16 protein-coding genes and 1 tRNA gene are annotated in these 20,994 nt (G+C 66.0%); 8 read left to right on the plus strand and 9 right to left on the minus strand.

Features of this window, described 5'->3' with window-relative positions:
- Window positions 1–688: 688 nt before the first annotated feature.
- Window positions 689–4,420, minus strand: coding sequence for a hypothetical protein (locus ACPYN9_RS04795; protein WP_424464387.1), 3,732 nt, complete (start codon window positions 4,418–4,420; stop codon window positions 689–691).
- A gap of 141 nt (window positions 4,421–4,561) precedes the next feature.
- Between ACPYN9_RS04795 and ACPYN9_RS04800 the strand changes: the two genes are divergently transcribed.
- Window positions 4,562–4,711 carry a hypothetical protein gene (locus ACPYN9_RS04800; protein ID WP_424464547.1) on the plus strand — a complete coding sequence of 50 codons (150 nt, stop codon included), beginning with the start codon at window positions 4,562–4,564 and terminating at the stop codon, window positions 4,709–4,711.
- An 800-nt stretch (window positions 4,712–5,511) separates the two neighbouring features.
- Here the strand turns inward: ACPYN9_RS04800 and ACPYN9_RS04805 are convergent.
- Window positions 5,512–6,054, minus strand: coding sequence for a hypothetical protein (locus ACPYN9_RS04805; RefSeq protein ID WP_424464389.1), 543 nt, complete (start codon window positions 6,052–6,054; stop codon window positions 5,512–5,514).
- 226 nt (window positions 6,055–6,280) lie between these two features.
- A complete protein-coding gene (locus tag ACPYN9_RS04810; protein ID WP_424464391.1) occupies window positions 6,281–6,976 on the minus strand; it encodes a hypothetical protein in 696 nt (231 codons plus the stop codon).
- A 490-nt stretch (window positions 6,977–7,466) separates the two neighbouring features.
- On the opposite strand from ACPYN9_RS04810, the gene ACPYN9_RS04815 reads away from it, so the two are divergent.
- Both ACPYN9_RS04815 and ACPYN9_RS04820 read left to right on the plus strand, forming a co-directional pair.
- The gene (locus tag ACPYN9_RS04815) at window positions 7,467–7,640 is read left to right on the plus strand and encodes a DNA cytosine methyltransferase (RefSeq protein WP_424464543.1); all 174 of its coding nucleotides are present in this window, start codon (window positions 7,467–7,469) and stop codon (window positions 7,638–7,640) included.
- Window positions 7,641–7,969: 329 nt separating this feature from the next.
- A complete protein-coding gene (locus tag ACPYN9_RS04820; RefSeq protein WP_424464393.1) occupies window positions 7,970–8,323 on the plus strand; it encodes a hypothetical protein in 354 nt (117 codons plus the stop codon).
- 55 nt (window positions 8,324–8,378) lie between these two features.
- Here ACPYN9_RS04820 and ACPYN9_RS04825 read toward each other — a convergent pair.
- Window positions 8,379–8,452, minus strand: a tRNA-Pro gene (locus ACPYN9_RS04825).
- A 334-nt stretch (window positions 8,453–8,786) separates the two neighbouring features.
- On the opposite strand from ACPYN9_RS04825, the gene ACPYN9_RS04830 reads away from it, so the two are divergent.
- Together ACPYN9_RS04830 and ACPYN9_RS04835 are read left to right on the plus strand one after the other, a co-directional pair.
- Window positions 8,787–10,049: an MFS transporter gene (locus ACPYN9_RS04830; RefSeq protein ID WP_424464395.1), complete on the plus strand. Its 1,263-nt coding sequence runs from the start codon at window positions 8,787–8,789 to the stop codon at window positions 10,047–10,049.
- Window positions 10,050–10,210: 161 nt separating this feature from the next.
- Window positions 10,211–10,696: a hypothetical protein gene (locus ACPYN9_RS04835; protein WP_424464396.1), complete on the plus strand. Its 486-nt coding sequence runs from the start codon at window positions 10,211–10,213 to the stop codon at window positions 10,694–10,696.
- A 44-nt stretch (window positions 10,697–10,740) separates the two neighbouring features.
- Here ACPYN9_RS04835 and glsA (ACPYN9_RS04840) read toward each other — a convergent pair whose 3' ends face one another.
- Genes glsA (ACPYN9_RS04840) through ACPYN9_RS04855 form a run of 4 tightly spaced genes read right to left on the minus strand, consistent with a single transcriptional unit; the run spans window position 10,741 to window position 16,068 of the window.
- A complete protein-coding gene (gene glsA / locus ACPYN9_RS04840) occupies window positions 10,741–11,787 on the minus strand; it encodes a glutaminase A (RefSeq protein WP_424464398.1) in 1,047 nt (348 codons plus the stop codon).
- 10 nt (window positions 11,788–11,797) lie between these two features.
- Window positions 11,798–12,841 (minus strand): glutaminase A, encoded by a 1,044-nt coding sequence (gene glsA, locus ACPYN9_RS04845; protein WP_424464399.1) that lies wholly within the window; start codon window positions 12,839–12,841, stop codon window positions 11,798–11,800.
- A 9-nt stretch (window positions 12,842–12,850) separates the two neighbouring features.
- Window positions 12,851–14,563: a flavin monoamine oxidase family protein gene (locus ACPYN9_RS04850; RefSeq protein ID WP_424464401.1), complete on the minus strand. Its 1,713-nt coding sequence runs from the start codon at window positions 14,561–14,563 to the stop codon at window positions 12,851–12,853.
- A complete protein-coding gene (locus ACPYN9_RS04855) occupies window positions 14,560–16,068 on the minus strand; it encodes an APC family permease (protein WP_424464403.1) in 1,509 nt (502 codons plus the stop codon). The genes ACPYN9_RS04850 and ACPYN9_RS04855 overlap by 4 nt, the downstream gene beginning before the upstream one ends.
- Before the next feature lie 171 nt (window positions 16,069–16,239).
- Here ACPYN9_RS04855 and ACPYN9_RS04860 point away from each other — a divergent pair, with 171 nt between their 5' ends.
- Window positions 16,240–17,748 (plus strand): PucR family transcriptional regulator ligand-binding domain-containing protein, encoded by a 1,509-nt coding sequence (locus ACPYN9_RS04860; RefSeq protein WP_424464405.1) that lies wholly within the window; start codon window positions 16,240–16,242, stop codon window positions 17,746–17,748.
- A gap of 12 nt (window positions 17,749–17,760) precedes the next feature.
- On the opposite strand, the gene ACPYN9_RS04865 is transcribed toward ACPYN9_RS04860, so the two are convergent.
- Window positions 17,761–18,345: a hypothetical protein gene (locus ACPYN9_RS04865; RefSeq protein WP_424464407.1), complete on the minus strand. Its 585-nt coding sequence runs from the start codon at window positions 18,343–18,345 to the stop codon at window positions 17,761–17,763.
- Window positions 18,346–18,593: 248 nt separating this feature from the next.
- Between ACPYN9_RS04865 and ACPYN9_RS04870 the strand changes: the two genes are divergently transcribed.
- Both ACPYN9_RS04870 and ACPYN9_RS04875 read left to right on the plus strand, forming a co-directional pair.
- Entirely contained in the window at window positions 18,594–20,336 is a 1,743-nt protein-coding gene (locus tag ACPYN9_RS04870; RefSeq protein ID WP_424464409.1) for a sensor histidine kinase, read from the plus strand.
- Window positions 20,324–20,983 (plus strand): response regulator, encoded by a 660-nt coding sequence (locus tag ACPYN9_RS04875; protein WP_424464411.1) that lies wholly within the window; start codon window positions 20,324–20,326, stop codon window positions 20,981–20,983. Before ACPYN9_RS04870 ends, ACPYN9_RS04875 begins: the two co-directional genes overlap by 13 nt.
- Window positions 20,984–20,994 lie beyond the last annotated feature (11 nt).

A 20,994-nucleotide genomic window follows, 5' to 3' on the forward strand; every position in this document is an offset into this window, starting at 1 on the left:
CGCGCACGAGGTCGGCGCGCCCGGCGGGTGCCAGAGCAACCGCCGGGAAGCGCGGTGGACGGTCGCAACCGTCTCTCCCAGCGTCTCGACACGTTGGCCGGTCGCGCCACGGCCGGCAGCGGCGGGCGGTAGCGCGCAGAACGCAATAGGCTGTCGCGACGCTGATGCCCTGCCCTGTCAGGGCCACGACGACCGGAAACCGCCTGTTGGGCGAATCTCTTCGACCCTCAATACTGACGCGGCCCGATGAGTCGCGGAGAGCTCGTCCTCGGGCTCTCGAATACCTCGGCGCTCATCGGCCAACTCAGCAGCAGGTTTGCTGTCGATACGGGGAATTTCCCCAGCTTCGACGCGCTCATGACGCCGCAACTGAAAGATCGTTGCTGGCAGACCCCCAAGTCTCTGGGGTCGCAGCCGTCATGGATAGGTGCAGGCGCGCTCGCGAAACTGAGACGAATGCTGACGAGGCATGGAGGCCATGGCCCTCTCCGAGTAGACAAGCCCACACAACCGAGGCCCGAACCTCAGCACGCAGGTCATGTCAGGAACTAAGGTCCGGCCGGTCCAGTAGACAACCGAGCTCAAGGCCTGACACAGATCACCCCGAAGCTCACAACGTCGTCTCCACGCGCTGTGAAGACTGCGTGAGACGGCGCACCACTCGCCTGCTGGCGGTCATTCGCCGCTATCATTCGAGCCTGACAATCAGCGCGGCCCCACCCCAACGCTTGAGCTCCGTCGATTTCACCGAGCGCACTGTATGTCCGACGAGGCGACCGAACACGTATTCGTGCGCCGCGTCCTTGCGGAAGGACGGCCGGCCGACGCCTCCCTCTGCGACCTTTGCGTAGTTATCACCGAGTTGCCGGAGCAAGTCCTGGATATCGGCTGTCGTGCATCTATCTTTGGCATTGTGAAGTAGTCGCATGACCGCGTTCGCGCCGACGCCAGCCTGGAGAAGTAACTCAATGTTGCGAGTCCGGAGTTTCCACCCGAAGTCTGCCAACGCGATAGCGAGTGCGCGCGCTTGGACCCGAGATGCACCGCGAAGGAAACCACCAAGGTCCGCCAGCATCGCGACCACAATCTTGTTAGAGATCTTCCGGTCGCGCACAATACGGGCGAAATCGGCGATGGTCACTAGAGCCGAGTCCACGAATGAGTCGAATTGCTTCGATGCGAGAATTGCAGATTGGAGTGTGTCCCAGTCGACCATGAGTCGACGTTCGAAGGCTGTCGCGTCGTCACTAAGTAGTTTTGCTTGCAGTAGGTAGGCGATCAGCTTTCCAGGTTCGGGGGTGAGCTCTCCAGGTGGAAGCTTGCCGGGCATGACGCTCTTGGCTAGGCGCACTCGGATGTACGCAGAGTCGATCACACTGCGGGCCCCTACGAGCTCCAGAGCTACCGCCTTCCTCCTGTCTAAGGTGACAGTCATGGGGGTCACAATCGTCTGTGCCTTCCGAAGGAAACTACCCAGTGTGACATCCATGCTGTGCTCGGTGAGATACGCGTCGACATTGCCGAACGTTGCCGTCGTGCGACGAAGCTCGACGAGTGCAGGCCAGGCGGCCAGATTGACTGCGTGCAGGTCCGGCACCTTGCAGTTATCAGGGGTGAGGGCAATCACGCGGGTCAGCAGATTCATCGCGGAGTGGTCTACGAGGGCGTCAACAGTCTGAGCAAAGCATCCAGGCTCGGACATCACCTTGATTCGGGCATCGTCGACCAGCGGCAGGTACTGATCGATGTGTCGCAACACATACTTATAAGCCGTGTCATTCGGTTCAATGGTGTCGAGCGCGATGACGGTGTCGGAGACGATGATGCCAAGATTCTCGATGGTGATGGGGTAAAGCGATTGCGCAACGATCGCTGTGCACGCTGCGTCGTTGAGATCAGCCAGCGTGGGGATCTGTCCGCCCGCTGATCGAAGGACACCTGCGACGTTGTCGGCTGCTTCCTTGGATTCTGGAGCGCTGACAGCCGGGAGCTCCCGGTAGTGGGATTCGATGAGGGTCTTGAGTTGTTCGTCCGTGTCGTAGTTCGAATCGGGAAGCGCGAGCAATGCGGCGTTCAACAGGGTGAGCTGTGCGGCTGCGTCGCCGGTAGTCATGTCCGCGATGTGCGTGAGTGCTGATCGCCAGTGAGGTACGAGGTAGGCAATCAATCGGTCGGGCGACGCGCCATGAACGAGGTAGAACTCAAGGAACTCGAGCTCCGTGCTTCCCATAGAGGAAATTCTGCGCGCGACCTTGGCTGCAGCTACTGGGCGCCTGTTGAGGAGGTAGTCCAGGATGCTGACGTTGAATATGCTTGCGTCGTCGAAGATGTCTGCGGCGTCGCCGTGGCCCTGTTCGTCGGCTCCCTGTTCGCGAAGCAGTTGCTCGACTTGATCGTGGCTGATCTCGAACGACGCGTCCGGGCTGCCGGGTTCAATGCATCGCCAGATGTATTCACGCGCGGCGGGACCGAGGTGGGTGCCGTAGTAGCTTGCCGAGTAGACAGCGAAGTCGGAGGTGATGTAGCCGTGTCGGACGAGGTCTCGTGCGAGGTCTGATTCGAGCAGCAACTCAATTGCATCGTCAAAGGTCAGTGGCGCCTTGGCAACGACACCGCGCGGTAGAGGCTTCGAGAGTGCATTGAGGTCGGCGGTGAACTCCGTGCGTTTTGCAAGTTCTTCCCACGAATGGTGGCGTAGGAATTCCACCCCACCCATACCTGCGTCGAACGTCTGCTGGAGAGCGTCGCGGTCAGCCAATGTCCAGCCGTCGCCGTCAGCAGGCACGCCGATGAAGGATCCAAGTTGCGGCGCGGAGAGCGAGAGCGTCACTTCGTATCGGGATCCAGGGGCGAATGCGATCACTTGGGCCTCGCCGCCTGCTATCGCCTCCCAGGTCGAGGGCTCCATGAGTGTGTCTTCAGTGGCCGGACTCACGAGTTCTACCTCGGTGGAGCTGGCATTGCGCAAGGTGGCGAGGTAGTCGGCGAGGTGGGTTCCAAGCCTTTGCGCTTTGGCTGTCTCAGTTGATTCCCGGAGCTGAAGACGGCGGCGTTCTGCAAGGGCTTTCGTTCGACTGGCAAGCTCTTCGCTGACCAGGCGGCGCCAGAACATGAAGAGGTAGTCGAGGCGGCTCTCGCGGTGGCGGATGTCTTCGAAGTCAGCGAGGTGGGTGTTCTTGTACAGCACTAAGGCGAAGACTAGGTCATCGGTGATTCCAGGAACGCTGTTCGGTGAGGTGATCAGGCGTTCGCGATAGACCTCAAATTCGTTCCGAATGTTGCGAATCAGGCGCATGTCTGCGACGTGACGCGCAGCGAGGCGGATCAGTGCGGGATTCACTGCAAACTGATCGCTCTTCATCACGTCTGACATGAGATCCCGGGCGTTGTCTGCGCTCACAAACGGGACGACAGGGATGATGATGTCGAAGAATTTTGTGCGGCTGGCCCGCTTTAGACCGTCGAGCGCGTGGTCAGTTGCGCCGGTCTCGTCGGTCGAGGTTGAGCCCCCGGTTTCCGACGATCCGTTTCCGATCTGTTCGAAAACGCTGTCACGGATTGCATATATGAACACAACTCTTCCTCCGACTTGCCGAGAACCGTTGAGAATGCTGTTCAGAGCTCGAAGGGTGTCGAAAACAAGCACATCTTCGAATCGATCGATGTCCTCGATAATGACAATCCGTACTCGGCTTGCCTGGAAGAAGTAGACAATCTCATCCAGGTAAGCGTCGAAGTAGCTATCTTCTCCCTTCGCTAGTGTGACCGTAGCTCCGACCGACTGAACGGATGCGGTGAATTTGGGCCTCGCTCGAACGAGTTTCACAATGATCCACATCATGAAGCAGAGCAGGACGAGCGCGACTCCATAGGCAAGCCACTGCCGCCACACTTCAGGGAACCACTCGTTGGCGCGTTCCTGGATAAGATCGGAAGCAAGAATCCATGTCAACGCCCCAATCGCGAGGGCGGAGAGACCTGCGATCACGACCGCTGAAACTCGCCTGGGCAGGTCGGGACGCCGGAAACGAGATTGCGGCACAGCCGATGGCTTCAGCCGATACAGAAGCTGCTTGACGATCTCCTTCTGAATTTCTCGAGTTCGAGGGCTGCCTTCAGCATCATGCCCGGTGAGGTCGTCGCCATCATGAGCGTCCGGCGCGATCGTTGACAGCGAAAGAACGATGGCTTGACGACGCTTCTTCTTCACCAGCTGCTGCAAAATGCTGCTCTTACCGGCGCCGTACGCACCGGTTAAGGCGATATTGCGGTGTCGGTTGTCTCTCAGCGCCCGCGCGAGTAGGTTGTAGTATCCGCCATGTCGTTCTTCATCGAATTGTGGCGCAAGGCTTGACAGATCCAGCTCACCCAAGCGATTGGGTCCACTCTGAGGCGACGCTGCTCCGAGTTCATTCGACATGAAGCCATGCTATTGGGACGATGCGAGGATGAGGCCTATAGCGTGGTGTCACTTCCCTCGGGTTCTCGTCGTCGTAGACGGTGAGGGGCCACCCTGGGGTGACCAGTTGTTTCTGGTAAGAAGCAAAGCAGAGATCCCACGATGGCCCAGCACCGCACTGCCCTGACGACCCTGATCGACGAAGTCCTCGCCGTTCCTGACATGGCCCACTCCGATGAGTTCCGGCGGATGCTGCAGGCCCGCTACCTCGCCGCGGAACCCGCAGATCGCAAGCAGCTGAACAATGCGTAGTTGGAGTGTGTGCTCACCGGACCGAACCCGAGGACATCTGCGTCGAGCTTCGACCGGAGATCGCCATGCTCGGCCTGCGCGGCGACTCGGCGACGCGGCGACGCGGCGACGCGGCGACGCGGCGACGCGGACGAGGATTTCGTGTAGGGCTATTTCGGCAGACCTAACGCGAGTCGTACCCGCGACGTCACGATCACCGGCCGTTTCGCACAACGCACGCCAGGTGGACCTAACGGTATTCAGTCCTTGACCTTCTGCAAGTGCCGCAGCGCTTCGCGCAGAGCACCCCGGGGTTGACCAAAGGTGAGTCGAAACCCCGACCTACTGGTCTGATCGGCCCTTCGCTCCAGCCCCGCCCAACTACTCGTCAATGACGACGGGCTCCATGGGTGGAAGCGAAGCGCACTATCGAGTACGCCGCAGATCCGCAGCGAGCATGGCTCGCTTAGCGCCGCAAGGAACAGACAAGAGGAAGGTAGGAACGAGATGTCCGAGTCAACCCTCAACGAATCATCCGATGTCGCCGAGGTTCGCCCGCCTCAGTGCGCTCCACTCTTGAAGAAGGACATACCGGCGTTCCTCAACTACGCCGCTTAGCGCTACCCGCTTTTGATCGAGATCAAAAATCGGGTCGAACGAGAGCCCATCAATGAGGGCGTCGACCTGAGGAGACTGGCGGACGGCGACCTCGCCGTCTTTGAGACACAGAGCGCCAAGCCCAGCTCCCGCGCATAGAGGGGCGCCCCTACAGCCGACGGGATCGTCACCGACCTGCGACGATCCCGTCGCTCGGTCAACGATCACTGGTCCTTCGCGAACGCCCGCTCCAGCATCTCGGCGGTCAGCGGTTTCACCATCTCATTGCGACGGATGTAGAGCTGGATCGCAATCTTCGAATCCATGTGCGCGAGCAGTTCGGCGGCGAGCTCGACGCCGGCCATCTCGTTGATAACGGCCGCTACCACGCAGCGGAACATGTGCGGGGTGACTCCGGTGATCCCGGCAAGGTCGAGGCCGTGCCGGAGCTGGCGGCATACGATATTCGTCGTCAGCGCTGTTCCCTCTCGGCTGCAGAACGGCAAGGCGTCGAGATCGCGGTCCTCCAGGCGCGTCAAGCGCCGCCGCACGGCTTCCGCTGTGAAGGACAGGATCGCCACGGTTCTCCGGGACTTCGGTGTCTTCGGGTGGTCTTGCAGTGTGGTCGGTTCGCCGAGGTGGCTAACGATCATGCCGGTAATCCGGATGGATGGGGGCGGGCTGGTGACGTCGATGTCGCGGCGGCGGATGGCGAGTACTTCGCCGTTGCGGGCGGAGTCGCCGTCGCCTGCGGCGACAGGTCCCAAGAGATACTTGTAGCCGACATCACCCGCATCGAGACCGTCATCTGGCTCCTCCTTCTGAGAAGGAGGTGGGCAGCTGACAGATATACCCTGGCCCGACTCGGCTTCTAGGCCCACGCTGATATGGCGCAGCTGGCACTGACCGATGAGGTGTGACCTCAACCGAAGACAGACCGATGCGACTGGAAGAAACGACCGCATCCAATGGCGCTAGTGAGGCCTCATCGGCTCAGCGGGTCCTGTTCCGGTCCTTCGATTGTCGCCAGTGTTTCGGAACTCGATCCTCGGCGATGCACGGGTTGGGTGATGGAAGTTGTTGCTCCTCGATGCTGACCTTGTAGTGATGCCAGCCGGATGAGGCTTGGAACCGAGCCAGCCAAAGATCGGTAGAGCCTTGTAACAGACTGTTCGGGTCCCGTCGAGCACGGCCGCGGAACCAAACATCGGAGATTCCCTCTGATAGGACTAGGTTTTCGACGTGCTCGGTTCTGCCGTCCTCGTATGAATCGGAGAGCCGAAAGAAATAGTGCTCCCTCGCGTAAGACCTACCGAACAATAAGAGATGCCGCTCGTCGGCTGGTTCGCCTAGGAGCTTGTCGAGGTTGTCCTTAGCCCAGCCCTCAGCGAGCAATTCGTTGCATACCTTTGCGAGCGCACCCAAGCGCGGCGGGATCGAGCCGCTTTCGCTCTGGGGCCGCTCTTCCCTCTTCGCAGCTGCCCATGCGCTCATCAGGTTTGTGGCTGGTGGCGCGGTGATTTCGACGATGCCAAGACGTTCATTGTCGAGGTAGATCCAGAATCCGTCGGGCTTCTTGTTGCCCGCACCGGCGTCAGCTAGCCTGATGTCGACTGCAAGCACTTGTTCCATGGCGAGGAACGCGATCTCCTCCTCGCGGCTGGCTTTCGTGCCGGGCTTGTTGCTCATAGTTTGACATTAGCGACGTGAACGCGCACGGCCCAGCCGATGCAGTCCGCGGCGCCAGACGAACTCGCCAAGGGATCATCAGTTCGCGACGCTGGCGCCTCTTCTGAAGACGTGTGGCAGCTCAAAAGGCGGATCGGAGCACGCGGTCGTCGGCGGACTCACCGTGGATCGCGGCGGCTCTGTGACGGGGCGGCGTACCTGGCAAGTGACCAGCTCGGAGGAGATCGCAGACGCGATCTTCAACCGGGGTTACTCAACTCTCGGAGTCCTCATGCCAGACAGCCGAACACGAACAGGCGGCACCGCTGCGCGTCGCTTCCCAGTTCTCGGGGTACGGCGGCCTCGATCTCGCCGTCGAGCATGTCTTCAACGCCGAGACCGTCTGGTTCTCCGAGATCCACGAACCCGTCGCCCGCGTCTTCTCCCACCACTGGCCCACGCCCCCAACCTCAGCGACATCGCCACCGTCAACTGACACGACGTGCCCGCAGTGGACATCCTCTGCGGAGGCTTGCCATGTCAGGACGTCTCGACCGTCGGGAGACGCACCGGCCTCGCACCCGGCACCCGCTCGGAGATGTGGGCTCAGATGGCGACAGCGATCGAGATCCTGCAACCCAAATTCGTCGTGATCGAGAACGTCCGCGGAATGCTCTCCACCTAGCGATCCGCCCCGCCTCGGAGGGAGAAACCTCCGATGCACGCGACCCCGGTGATGCAACCGCACTCATTCGCGACCCGGAACCCGACCCTGGGATGCTGGGAGACGACTCAGCCCGCTCTTTCCGCGCTTGGCGCCGTTATGCCGGCCTCGTGGTTGTATTGGCCGGCCGCTGCTTGCCCGCTCAGGTCGGTGCTCTTGGTGCCGACCAGTCAACATAACGGTGTTGGCGTATGGGTTCGGTTCGCTTGATCTGACTGGGCGGTCGTGGTGATCGCCTGGCGTAGGACAGGGGGATCAGATGACGGAATATCGTGCGCGTCGCCGGGCGGATGCGCAGAAGCACCTCTCGGCACCACAAATCAGGTGTCACCCGTCCGTACAGCAGACCCACCGGCATCATAGCCGTCCCAAGCCGCGCGAAACAGGACAGCACGCACGACCGAGTCCGCACCGACCGCATCGACGACTCCGGCGTCGTCACACTCCGCGTCGACAGCAAACTCCGCCGCATCGGCATCGGACGAACCCACGCCCGAACCCACGTCAAGCTCCTGATCAAAGACCTCGACGTGACCGTCATCAACGCCACCACCGGAGAAGTCCTCCGCGAGCTCACCATCGACCTCAGCCGCGACTACCAACCCACCGGCAACCCCAAAGGACCCACCCCAAAAACGAAATAGCCCGAACCTGCAACTGCAGGTTCGAGCTATTCCGATGTCTTGCGACATCACACCGTCGGGCTGACAGGATTTGAACCTGCGACCCCTTGACCCCCAGTCAAGTGCGCTACCAAGCTGCGCCACAGCCCGTGGCTTTTGTTCTCCGCGAGGACAACTCGACCATCCTAGCGGAACCTGAGGGCACCGCGCACCACCGTGTCGAACGTGTCGCGCCAGGCTGACTCAGCGCATCCGCCACGGCGCCCCGTGCCACCGCACCCCGCGTCCCCGCGGAGTTGTGGCTCTCTGCACTTGCAGATGATGACAACAGCAACTTGCCACAACTCTGCGCCAGCCAGCCAGCCTGCCGCATCCGCTCGCCCGATTGTTCGCACAATCGGCTCGCTGGGAATAGCCTGGTAGGCGCGCAGCGTTGCGAACCCAGTCCCCTATCTCAGAAGCAGAGGTCCGCAACATGCAGGTCATGCCCGAACTCACCCCCTTCCGGCGCGGAATCGCCCTCTTCGCGCTCGCGCTCGGAGGGTTCGGCATCGGTGTCACCGAGTTCGCCACGATGGGTCTCCTGCCCGACATCGCACGTGAGCTGCTCCCCGGCTTCGAGCAGAACCCGGATGCGGTGATCGCGCAGGCGGGCATCCTCATCTCCGCCTACGCCCTGGGCGTCGTCGTCGGCGCCCCCGTCTTCGCGGTGCTCGCGGCCCGCATGTCGCAGACGAAGCTCGCCTTCTGGCTCCTCGGCATCTTCATCGTCGCCTCCGCCGCATCCGCCCTCATGCCCGACTTCGGCACGACCGCCGTGATGCGCTTCATCGCGGCGCTCCCCCACGGCGCCTACTTCGGCGTCGCCTCGCTGCTCGCGGCCCGCATCATGGGACCCGGGAAGCAGGGCCAGGGCGTCGCCCTCGCGCTCTCCGGCCTCACGATCGCCAACATCTTCGGCGTGCCCCTCGCGACCTGGCTCGGCCAGGCCAGCGGCTGGCGCTACGCGTACATCCTCGTCGCCGCGATCTTCTTCGTCACGTTCCTGCTCGTCTTCTTCTTCGTGCCCCGCTACCCCGGCAACCCGGAGCGCAGCGCCATGAAGGAGCTCATCGCCTTCAAGAACCCGCGCCTCTGGATCATGGTCGCCGTCGGCGCGATCGGCTTCGGCGGCTTCTTCGCCGTCTACTCCTACATCGCAGAGGTCACGACCCGCGAGACGGGCCTTGGCCCCGGCATCGTGCCCTGGGTGCTCGCCACCCTCGGCGTCGGCATGACCCTCGGCAACCTCATCGGCGGCTGGGCCGCAGACCGCAACCTCACGCGCACCATGTTCGTCGGGTTCGGCTCGTTCATCGCCGCGCTGATCTTCTACAGCCTCATCGCCTCGAACCCCGTCGGCCTCTTCGTCGCCGTGTTCTTCCTCGGCCTCACCTCGTCGTCGCTCCTCCCCGCCATCCAGTCGCGCCTCGTGCGCATCGCCGACGAGGCAGCCCTCCTGGGTGCGGCCATAAACCACGCCGCCTTCAACGTCGGCAACAGCCTCGGCGCGTGGCTCGGCGGGCTCGTCATCGCGGGCGGCCTCGGCTACCTCGCACCCGGCTGGGTCGGCGTCGTCCTCGCCGTGCTCGGCGCTGGCCTCACCGCACTCGGCGTCGCCGTCGAGCGCCGCGACAAGCGCCACTCGCTCGACACGACCGGCCTGCGGACGATCCCGGCGGCCGAGCGCGTCGACATCGGAGCCTGACGCCCGATCACGCCAGCTCCGATGCGCGACCGACATCTTGCGCAATCGGGGCCCCACAAGAGTTCGCTTGGGGCTAGGCTTCGCTCACCCCACCACGGCAGGCGCAGTGTGCGCCTGCCGTTCCCCTCCCCAGCGAAAGACTGTCCGTGCACACATCCCCCGTGTCTCCAACTGTCACCCCCACCCTCGCAGAGCGCAACGGCGCGAGTCGGCGAGGAGTCCTCGCCGCCGCCGCCTGGAGCGCACCACTCATCCTCATCACCGCCGCGGCGCCCGCCCAAGCTTCGTCGACGACACTCGACATCACGCTCGAGAGCGGCTGCTTCGAAAACGTCGGTGCCCCCTCGCTGCGGGCCAACGGCGTGCTCCCCGCGGGCACCGTCATCGAGCTGACCGCAACGCCAGGTTTTGGCATCTACGCGGTCCGATTCGACTCGCCCATCGAGCGCTTCCTCGGCACCTCAACCGCCACCTACACGCTGGAGGCTGCTCTCGACCTGGGGCAGCACGTCACGTTCTTCGGCATCAACGAGAACTTCGAGCTCGCACCGCAGCTGACGGGCACGATCGCTCTGCCGGACAGCTCCCCGGGCAGCGCCGTCAGCGTCACGGACGACATCAGCCTTTGCCAGAACGTCCCGCTCTGACCCTCTAACGCGATTCCGATCGGCTGAACCTCCTCGCGAAGGCGCTACTGCACCGTCGACGCGAAGAGGTTCAGCCCGAGCTTGTTCGACAGGTGCCTCGTGGCGCGGATGCCGCGCACGCTATTACCGGCCGTGTCCAGTGGCGGCGAGAACGTCGCGAGCGACCCCTTACCCGGCGCGATCGTGACGATGCCGCCCGAGACGCCGCTCTTGCCCGGCATCCCGACCTCGAACAGCCAGTCACCACTCGCCTCGTACATGCCGTTCGTGGCCATGACGGAGAGCACGTCGCGACTCACCGCCGGATCCACCACGTCCACTCCGGAGATCGGGCAGTCGCCGCCATCGGCGAGCGTCGCCCCCATCGTCGCGAGGTCCTCGGCCGTGACGAGCAGCGAGCACTGCCGCGTGTACAGCTCGGTGACCTGCATCGGGTCGAGCGAGATGTGCCCGTAGCTCTCCAGCAGCCTCGCAATGCCGCGGTTGCGGGTGTTGGTCTGCATCTCAGACTCGTACACCCGCTCGTCGACCACCAGCTCGTGGCCCGCGAACTTCGAGAGCCCAGCGTGAATGAAGTCCCACTTCTCATCCCAGGTCTTCCCCGGCACCAGCGACGTCGTCGCCAGGGCACCCGCGTTGACGAGCGGGTTCATGGTGCGCCCGCCGTTGAGCTCGATCGCCATGACCGAGTTGAACGGCAGGCCCGTGTTGTTGACGCCGATGCGCTCCCGCACCTCCACGTGGCCCAGCTCCTGCACGACCAGTGCGTAGACGAACGCCTTCGAGATCGACTGAATCGAGAACTCCAGCTGCGCGTCGCCGAACGAGAAGCGGTGGCCGGTCGCCGACGTGAGGCTCAGCCCGAACCACGAGGAGTCGGCCTCAGCGAGCGCCGGAATGTAGTCGGCAACGTGGCCGTCCTGCACGTCGCGGTAGCGCTCGTACGTCTCCGACAGCATCTCGCGCACGTGCGCCGGGTCCGGCAGGTTGCCGGTCGAGACCACGCGGGTGTCGGGATGCACGAGGTCAGGTTCGTGCGGAAACTCCGTCGGGTGGTCGGGAAGCGTCATCGATTCAGGGAGAGCCGTCACGACCCCAAATCTAGTCTTGAACAGTGCCCGCCGCGAAGAGGTTCATGCCGAGCTCGTTGGAGAGGTGCCTGGCCGCCTTGATGCCGCGCACGCTGTTCCCGGCATCATCGAGGCGCGGCGAGTAGCTCGCGAACCCGCCCTTGCCAGGCGCGATCGTCACGAGGCCACCGGAGACGCCGCTCTTGGCGGGCATCCCGATCTCGTACAGCCACTCGCCGCTCGCCTCGTACAGGCCGTTCGCGGCCATCACGGCGAGCGCATCCCTGGATGCGCCCTGCCCGATGACCTGCTCGCCCGTCTTGGGGTTCCTCCCGCCGTCGGCGAGCGTCGCACCCATGACGGCGAGGTCTTCGGCGGTGACGAGCAGCGCGCACTGCCGCGTGTAGAGCTCAGTGACCTGAAGCGGGTCGAGGGTGATGTGCCCGTAGCTCTGCAACAGGCGCGCGATGCCCTGGTTGCGGATGTTGTTCTCGCGCTCCGACTCGAAGACCTCCTCGTCGAGCTCGAGGTCGCGGCCCGCGAAGCCAGAGAGGCCGCGACGGATGAAGTCCCACTTCTCCTCCCAAGACTCCCCCGGCGCAAGCGCCGACGTGGCGAGCGCCCCGGCGTTGACGAGCGGGTTCATGGTGCGGCCGCCGTTGAGCTCGATCGCCATGACCGAGTCGAACGGCAGCCCCGTGTTGTTGACGCCGACCAACTCGCGCGCCTTCGTGTGACCGACCTCCTCGCGCACGAGCGCGAACACGAACGCCTTCGAGATCGACTGAATCGTGAAGAGCAGCTCCGCGTCACCGCGGCTGTACGCCTCGCCCTCGGTCGAGACGATGCAGATCCCGAACAGGTCGGGATCCGCATCCGCCAACGCCGGAATGTAGTCGGGCACCTCGCCATCGTCGACCGACGAGAACTGCTCGTAGGTCTCGTCGACCGCCGTCTTCACGTCGCCGGAGTCAGGCAGCTTGCCGGTCGAGATCGCCGAACGGCTCGAGTGCACCATCTCCGGGTCGTCGCCGAACATGTGCGTCGCGTCTAAAGATTTTCCGGAGTCAGTCACGGCGCCAGGCTAGTCGAGGCGCACGGGAGCAAGCTCCGCCCAGACGTCACCCGGCCCAGGGTTGTCGGTAGCGGATGCGCCACCCAGGTGTTTCGCGACGCCCCAGACCGCGTTGAGCGCGGTCGTGACCGCACCTTCCGCCCAGCCTGCCGTGAACGAGATGTCGTCACCCGCGAGGAAGATGCCCCGCTGGTGTGACTCGAGCTCGTCCTGCACGAAGTGCCCGAAGAGACGCTCCTGGTAGCGGTAGTGGCCGGGCAAGTTGTTCTTGAAGGCGCCCATGTAGTTGGGGTCGGCCTCCCACGACACGGTGATCGGCTCGCCCACGATGTGCGCGCCGATGTCGAGGCCCGGGTAGATCTTGTCGAGCGAGTGCAGCATGAGCCGCGTGCGCTCCGACGCGTCGAGGGCGAGCCACTTGAGGGCGTCGTCGTTCCACGTGTACGAGAGCAGGATGACGGCGGGCTTATCCGGGCCTTCGTCGATGAGGTACGTGGCGCGCGGCAGTCGATCGGTGAGCGTCATGCTCATGACGGGCTTTCCCGTCTCGGGGTCAAGGTCGCGCCAGAAGGGGCGGTCGACCATGACAAACGTCTTCGACGAGAGCATGTAGTGGCTCTTCTCGATGGCCGTCCACATCTCGGGCGAGAAGAGCTCCTCGTCGGTGTCGATGCGCGCCGAAAGCAGCCACGACTGGCAGGTCACGATCGCGGAGGCGAACTCCTGCGTGCGCCCCCACTTCTCGGTGATGCTGACGCCGCCGTTCGGGCCGCGCTTGATCGCCGCGACCGCGCCGCGGGGCACGCCACCGTGGAGGCTCGCGAGGCTCGTGCCCTCCGGCCAGTGCTCGAGCTCGGACGGCTCGTGGTGCCACAGGTCAACGGGCAGCTTCTGCGCGCCACCCACAATGCGGCGGTGCGCGTCGTCGGCGTTCGTGAACACGACGCGCAGGATTTCCAGAATGGAGTTGCCGAAGTCGGTGTCCCACCCGCCGGTGCCGAAGCCCACCTGCCCGAACGCCTCGATGTGCTCGAAGCTGAGATCCCTGAAGGCCGCGCTCTCTGCCACGAAGCCGTAGAACGAGCGGTTGTCGAACTTCCCCACCAGCTCGTTCCACGCGGCCTTCAGGGTCTCGGTGTCGCGCGCCCGGATGGCGTCCTGGATGCGAACCAGGTCGGCCTCCTCGGTGAGCGCACGCTTCCACGCCTCAGCCACCTCCGTGAAGAACGGGGGCAGATCGGCGGGAGTCTCGGCGTAGAACGCCTTGCCAGCGAGTTCGATGACCGTCGACGGCGTCACCTCGGCGAGCGGGTTCGGGAACGCTTGCGTCTCGAGGCCAAGCAGGTCGACGTAGTGGTAGAACGCGCGCCCCGACTCGGGGAAGCGCATCCCACCGAGGTCAGCGATGACGCTCGGCGCCGCATCGAACGAGCGGGTCTTGAGCCGGCCGCCGATGCTGTCGGCCTCGAAGATGACCGGCTTGAGCCCCATCTTCATGAGCTCGTAGGCGGCGACGACCCCCGCGACCCCGGCGCCGACGACGGCGACCTCGGTACCGTGGCGGTGCTCGGGCACCGAGCCGAGGCCGGCGGGATGCGCGAGGAACTCGTCGTAGCTGAACGGGAAGTCGGGGTTCAGCATGGTCACGGGCGCGGAGTCCTGCGGCTGGGATGCGCCTTCCGCGCGCTGCGGGCCGCTCGGCATCGGGGTCGCGATGGTCACTTGTGCTCCTTCATGATGACGGGGGTCGCGGCCGTTGCCGCGTTGACGTAGTCGTTCTCGCTCATGGCGCCGACGATGGAGTGCTTCCGACCGTACGCGAAGTACAGGGCGACGCCCACGAGCATCCACAACCCGAACACCATCCAGGTGGTGCCTCCGAGCGTGATCATGAGGCCGAGGCACATGACGATGCCGAGGATCGGCACGACCGGGAAGAACGGCACCTTGTAGCTGCGCGGCAGCTCGGGGCGGGCGCGGCGCAGGTAGATGACCGACAGGTTCACCAGCGCGAACGCGAAGAGGGTGCCGATGCTCGTCGCATCCGCCAGCTCGCCGAGCGGGATGAACGCCGCCACGACCGCGATGATGACGCCGACGATCACGGTGCCGGCGACCGGGGTGCCGGTCGAGGGGCGGACGCGGCCGAAGATCTTCGGCACCATGCCGTCGCGCGCCATGCGGAACAGGATGCGCGTCTGCCCGTAGTAGACGGTGAGCACGACGCTGGCGATGGCGATGACCGCGCCGACCGAGAACATGAGCGCGAGCAGGGGCTGGCCGGTGATGTCGGTGAGGATGCGCACAAAGGCCGCCTCGCCGTCGTTGAACTCTGTCCACGGGAGCGCGCCGATGGCAGCGACCGCGACCAGAATGTAGACGACGGTGACGATGACCATCGACAGGATGATCGCGCGCGGCAGGTCTTTCTGCGGGTTATTCGCCTCGTCGCCAGCGGTCGAGGCGGCGTCGAAGCCGATGTACGAGAAGAAGAGGCGGCTCGAGGCCGCGGCGACGCCCGCCGCTCCCATTGGGGCGAGCGGCTCGAAGTTCTGGGTCGTGAACGCGGTGAAGGCGATGAAGACAAAGACGAGCAGCACGAGCACCTTGATGGCGACCATGACCGTGTTGACCCAGGCGCTCTCCTTCGCGCCCCGCACGAGCAGCACCATCGCGACGAGCACGAGCGCGGCGGCCGGCAGGTTGAAGAAGCCGCCGTCGAGCCCGATCGGGTTGGCGAGCGCGGGCGGCAGGGCCAGGCCGAAGACGCCGAGCGTCTCGTTGACGTACTGGCCCGCCCCGACGGCGACCGCCGCGACCGAGACGCCGTACTCGAGCACGAGGCACCAGCCGCAGACCCACGCGACCCCCTCGCCCATAGTGGCGTAGGAGTACGAGTAGCTCGAGCCGGAGACGGGCACCGAGCTCGCCATCTCGGCGTACGAGAGCGCCGAGAGCAGCGCGGCGAGGCCCGCGACCGCGAACGCGATCCACACGGCCGGGCCCGCGAGCGGCACCGCGGTGCCGAGGATCACGAAGATGCCCGTGCCGAGCGTCGCCCCGACGCTGATCATCGTCAGCTGCCACATGCCGAGCGTGCGCTTCAGTCCGCCCTCACCGGACTCGGTGAGCGACTCGTCGCTGAGCTGTTCGAGGGGCTTGCGGCGCAGAAGCTGCGCGCCGAGCGGTGTGCGTGACCTGCCGGTCGTGGTGGGTGGTGTCGCCATTGACGGCTCCCCTTCATTTCGGGAGGTACAGCGCGATCAGGGATCGATCAGCGCCGCCAAACTGTGCCAGTCGTGCTGGGCTCGGCCATCGTATGGTCGCACCACACGACGCTTCCACGGGCGATATGCTCGGTTCGTCGCGAAGATGCGACAGAATGCACGGGAGCTCGCATGCCATCACCTTCGTCGCCACACGGGCAGATCACGCTGCAGCAACTAATCGCCAGACCCGAGCTGCACCTGAACGTCGTCGTCGATGGCGCGCTCGACACGAGCATCCGCTGGGTGGCCTCGAGCGAACTGGCCGACCCGACGCCCTACCTCCTCGGGGGCGAGTTCCTGCTCACCGCGGGCGTCGCGCTGCGCGACCTCGACGACGCGGGGCTGGCCCACTACGTCACCCGCGCCGTGCGGACCGGCATCGTGGCACTCGGCGTCGGCCTCGGCCCCGTCTTCAGCGCCGCGCCGGCCGGCCTGGTCGAGGCGTGCGCCGCCCACGGGCTCACGTTGGTGCTCGTGCCCGACGACACCCCGTTCGTCGCCGTGACCCGCACCTTCGCCGAGATGACGGAGCTGCGGCGAGTGGATGCGCTGCGCACGCTCGCCGATGCGACCCGCAGGCTGCTGCGCGCCGCATCCGCCGACCAACCCGAGACGGCCGTGGCCGCGGCCCTCACCGAACGCCTCCACTCCTGGGTCGCCATCGTCGGCCCCGGCGGGGCAGTGCGCGCCCGGGCCGGACACGTGCCACCCGCACCGGTGCTCGGAGCGCTCGCAGATGCGCCAGACCCGGCACGAGACGGCGCGGCCGTCTACCCGCTGCGCAGCCTCGGCGGCGCCGCGCTCGGCACCCTGCTCGTCGAGTCGGCTCCCCCGGCCGGATCCACAGCCCACGCGTTCCTCACGACCGCGCACGGCATGCTCGAGCTCATCGCCAGGCAGCGCACCTCCGGCAGCGTCGCCCCCGGCCAGCTGCTCGTGCCGCTGCTGCTTGAGCAGGAGGACATCTTTGCTCGACCCAACGACGATCAGGACAGCGAGCTGTGGCGCGGCTTGCTCGCGCAGGCGGCCGGGGGCGACACCCGCGCCAAAACCCTCCGCGTCGTCGTCGGCTGCGCGCCCAGCTCCCCCACCCCCGCGAGCGAGCTGCACCGATGGCGGAGCCTCTTCGACACGAAGCTCGTCACCATCTCCGCGGAGCACCGCACCGTCACGCTCATCACGCGCCTCGACGTCACCGAACGGCGGCTCGCTGCGCTCCTCGACGAAGGCTGGAGCTTTGTCGTTGGTCGCCCCGTCGCGCCCGACCAGCTGCGCGCCTCCGCCGCCGAAGTGCGCGCCCTCGAACGGCGAGCGCGGGAAGACGGCGGGGTCGTGCGTGTCGGCGCCGACCTCGCGCCGGTGCACTCGTTCATCGGAGCCGCCTCCGGTCGCGCGCTCGCCGAGCGTCGCCTCGAGCCCCTGCTCGCCCTCGACACCGAGACCAGAGCCACGAGGCTCGCGCTGCTCCGCGCCTGGCTGCACGCCAACGGCCACTGGGATGCGACCGGCCGCGAGCTCGGGATGCACCGCAACAGCGTGCGGCGCGGGATCGACCAGCTGCGTGGGTTGCTTGGGCTCGACCTCGACGACGCCCGCGTGCGCGCAGAGCTGGTCATCGCCCTCGAATACGTGGAGTAGCGCGTCGAGGAGTTAGCGGCCGAGCCACTCGACCAAGACCCAGAGCAGGACCAGCGCTCCGACGACGATGGCGATCACCGGCGCGGCCGCCACGAGCACCTCACCAACGCTCGCCCCGCCTCGGAAGCGGCGGAGCACGCGCATCGGGGTAAGCGGCTCGCTGACCAGCGTGACGCGACACCCGGCCGAGCGCAGCGCATCCACGACCCCGACTTCATGCGGCGAGAAGGCCGCGACCGTGACGTCGCCGCGCCGCACGATCACTCGCGCGGCGGTGCCCGGCCCCGTCCTCGTCGGAAGCAGCAGGCGCTCGACAACGACCACCTGGTCGATGTCGGCAAGCGGGATCACCCGAGCTCGCCGCACGATGGACCTGAGCACAAGGCTGGCCCCCTCGACCCTCGCTTCGACGAACCGGCCGAAGAACACCGATCCCACGGCGAGCGCTACCGCCCCGAGGATCGCGACGACCGCGCCGCCCGCCGAGGCCCGCGCCCACGGCCCCGCGGCGGCCTCGACGAGCGCGAACCAGGCGAGACCAACGACGAGCGCCGCGGTCGCCCCGACGAGGAACCATCGCCCAGCCCGTACCGACACGCGTCTCCTCCGTTCGCCTCCCCGCGAGCGCCCTGAGCCGGGCGCTGCGCTGCCCTTGTCCACCTCGATCAGCAGGCTGCACGAGCAAGCCACCAGGGTAGCCCCGGCGACCCCGACCGACCCGGCCCGCCCCGGCCCGCCCCGGGTTAGGCTTCGTGCACGCTCCCCCAGCGCGCAGCACCGTGCATCCGCTCCACACTCGACTCGACCGGTGCTGCTCCACTTGGCCGAGTTGAGGTGACCTCGACGTGCACCGTTCCACCCAAGGCCCCGCGCTGCCGGTTCCACTGCGGACCGCGCGCGGCGACGCGCTACGCCCCGCGCTGCTCCTCATCGCCGTGCTCGCGCTGACGCTGGGCGGAACGCAGCTGGCCGTCGGAGCGAGCTCGCCCGCACCGTTCTGGGTGCCCGCCGCCTTCACCGGGGTCTTCTTCGTGTGGACCGCGGCGGGCGTCATCGCCTGGTGGCGGAGGCCGCAGAGCATGGTCGGCGGGCTGCTGCTCGTCGGCGCGGTCGCCATGTTCTTCGGCGGTGTCGGCAACCTCGGCCTGCCCGGGCTCTCGGAGCTGGGCGCCATCTTCGCGACGCTGATCCTCGCCGTCACAGTGCACCTGCTGCACGCCTTCCCCTCCGGCCGCCTGCAGGGACGCCTCTCCGTTGCGACGGTCGTAGCTGGATACGGCGTGACGCTGGTGCTGCAGGTGCCGCTCTACGCGCTACCGCCCGAGTCGACCGGCCACCTGGTCGCCGTGTGGGTGCAAGCGGGCGTCGGCCTCGCCGTGATGGTTGTTACCGCGGTGCTGCTCGTCGGTCGCCTGCGCTCCGCGGACCCGAGGAACCTGCGCGTGCTGCGCCCGCTGTACCTGTACGGCATCCTCGCGGTCCTCAGCATTCCGCTCAGCGCCAACGTGCTGCGTCTCGTCGGCACGCCAGGCGACGTGATCGGCTCGATCCAGCTCGTCATCATCGCCGGCATCCCCATCGCCTTCCTGCTCGGCGTACTCTTCGGCGGGTACTCATCGACCGTGGAAGCCGAAGCGCTCAGCGCGTGGCTCAGCCTGGCCGGCTCCGCTCGAGCCGTGGTCGGACCGGCACTCGCGCGATCGCTCGGCGACGACTCGCTCACGGTGTCCTACTGGGTCGACGACCGCGGCTCGTTCGTCGACGAGGACGGCTTCGAGGTGGATGTGCGCGCACAGGCGGCGCCGCGGCGCTGGGAAGAGGTGCACGTCGAGGCACGCCTCGTCGGCGCCGTGAGCTACGACAGCCGCATGATCGCAGACCCCGAGACGGTGCGCCGCGCCGGGCGCGTGCTCGCCATCGCCCTCGACCGCGAGCGCCTCACCGCAGCGCTCCTCGCCAGCAACGAGGCCCTGCAGCAGTCGCGCCTGCGCATCGTGGAGACCGCCGACCGCGAGCGCACCCGCATCGCGCGAGACCTGCACGACGGACTGCAGGTGCAACTGGTGCTCCTCGCACTCGAGGCGCAGCAGATCGCGAACTCCGACGACGCGCATCCGTCGACAGTGACCGAGGCGACGGAGCTGCGCCGCCGCATCGACGCCGCTGCGGCCGAGCTGCGCAGCCTCGTCCACGCGGTACTTCCCTCTGCGCTCATCGAACGCGGACTGACGGCGGCGGCGGAAGACCTCGTCGACCGGCTCGAGATCCCGGCGCGGCTGGTCAGCGACGTCGACGACAGTGCCCTCGCGCCCGCCACCGCACAGTCGGCGTACCTCATCGTCGCCGAGGCCCTCACCAACGCCGTCAAGCACGCCGACGCACGGTCGGTGAAGGTGCAGATCACGCAAGCGGGCGCGCTCCTGACCGTGACGGTGCACGACGATGGATGCGGTGGGGCACGGGTCGAGAACGGGTCCGGCTTGAAGGGACTCGCCGACCGGATCGACACCCTCGGCGGATCCTTCGAGCTGGTCTCGCCGGTCGGGGCGGGGACGCGAATACGAGTGGAGTTGCCATGCGAGTTGTGATCGGCGAAGACGAGGCGTTGCTGCGCGAAGGCCTCGGGCATGTCCTCACAAACGACGGCTTCGAGGTCGTCGCCGCCGTCGGGACGGCGGTTGAACTCGAGGTCGAGGTCGGGCGGCTGGAACCCGACCTGGTGATCACCGACATCCGCATGCCGCCGACCTTCACCGACGAAGGGCTCGTCGCCGCGCTGCGCATCCGCCAGGCCCACCCTCGTGTCGCAGTCGTCGTGCTCTCGCACTACGTGCAGCGGAGGTACGCGAGCGAGCTCATCGGGCAACGTGATGGCGGCGTCGGCTACCTGCTCAAACAGCGCATCGCCGACGTACGCTCGTTCACCGCCGACCTGCGCCACGTGCAGGCCGGCGGCACGGTCCTCGACCCCGACGTCGTCTCGGTGCTCGTGTCCCGCGCGACGAAGATCAACGGGCCCATCGGCGAGCTGACGCCCCGCCAGCTCGAAGTGCTCAGCCTCATGGCCGAGGGGCGCAGCAACAGCTTCATCGCCGCCCGCCTCGGCACCTCCGAGAAGGCCGTCGTGCACCACACGTCGAACATCTACGACGCGTTCAGCCTGCCCGTCGCATCCGACGACCACCGGCGCGTGCTCGCGGTGGTGCGCTACCTCGCCGTCGCGGGCGATTTGTAACAGGCGGGCGT

The sequence above is a fragment of the Pseudoclavibacter helvolus genome (genome assembly GCF_049707175.1).
In the GTDB taxonomy this organism is placed as follows: Bacteria; Actinomycetota; Actinomycetes; order Actinomycetales; family Microbacteriaceae; genus Pseudoclavibacter; species Pseudoclavibacter helvolus_A.

Coding starts and splice junctions, on each gene's coding strand:
- ACPYN9_RS04800 (WP_424464547.1), top strand. CDS start 4,562: ATGGCCCAGCACCGCACTGCCCTGACGACCCTGATCGACGAAGTCCTC.
- ACPYN9_RS04820 (WP_424464393.1), top strand. CDS start 7,970: ATGCGCAGAAGCACCTCTCGGCACCACAAATCAGGTGTCACCCGTCCG.
- ACPYN9_RS04810 (WP_424464391.1), bottom strand. CDS start 6,976: ATGAGCAACAAGCCCGGCACGAAAGCCAGCCGCGAGGAGGAGATCGCG.
- ACPYN9_RS04860 (WP_424464405.1), top strand. CDS start 16,240: ATGCCATCACCTTCGTCGCCACACGGGCAGATCACGCTGCAGCAACTA.
- ACPYN9_RS04855 (WP_424464403.1), bottom strand. CDS start 16,068: ATGGCGACACCACCCACCACGACCGGCAGGTCACGCACACCGCTCGGC.
- ACPYN9_RS04830 (WP_424464395.1), top strand. CDS start 8,787: ATGCCCGAACTCACCCCCTTCCGGCGCGGAATCGCCCTCTTCGCGCTC.
- ACPYN9_RS04875 (WP_424464411.1), top strand. CDS start 20,324: ATGCGAGTTGTGATCGGCGAAGACGAGGCGTTGCTGCGCGAAGGCCTC.
- ACPYN9_RS04795 (WP_424464387.1), bottom strand. CDS start 4,420: ATGTCGAATGAACTCGGAGCAGCGTCGCCTCAGAGTGGACCCAATCGC.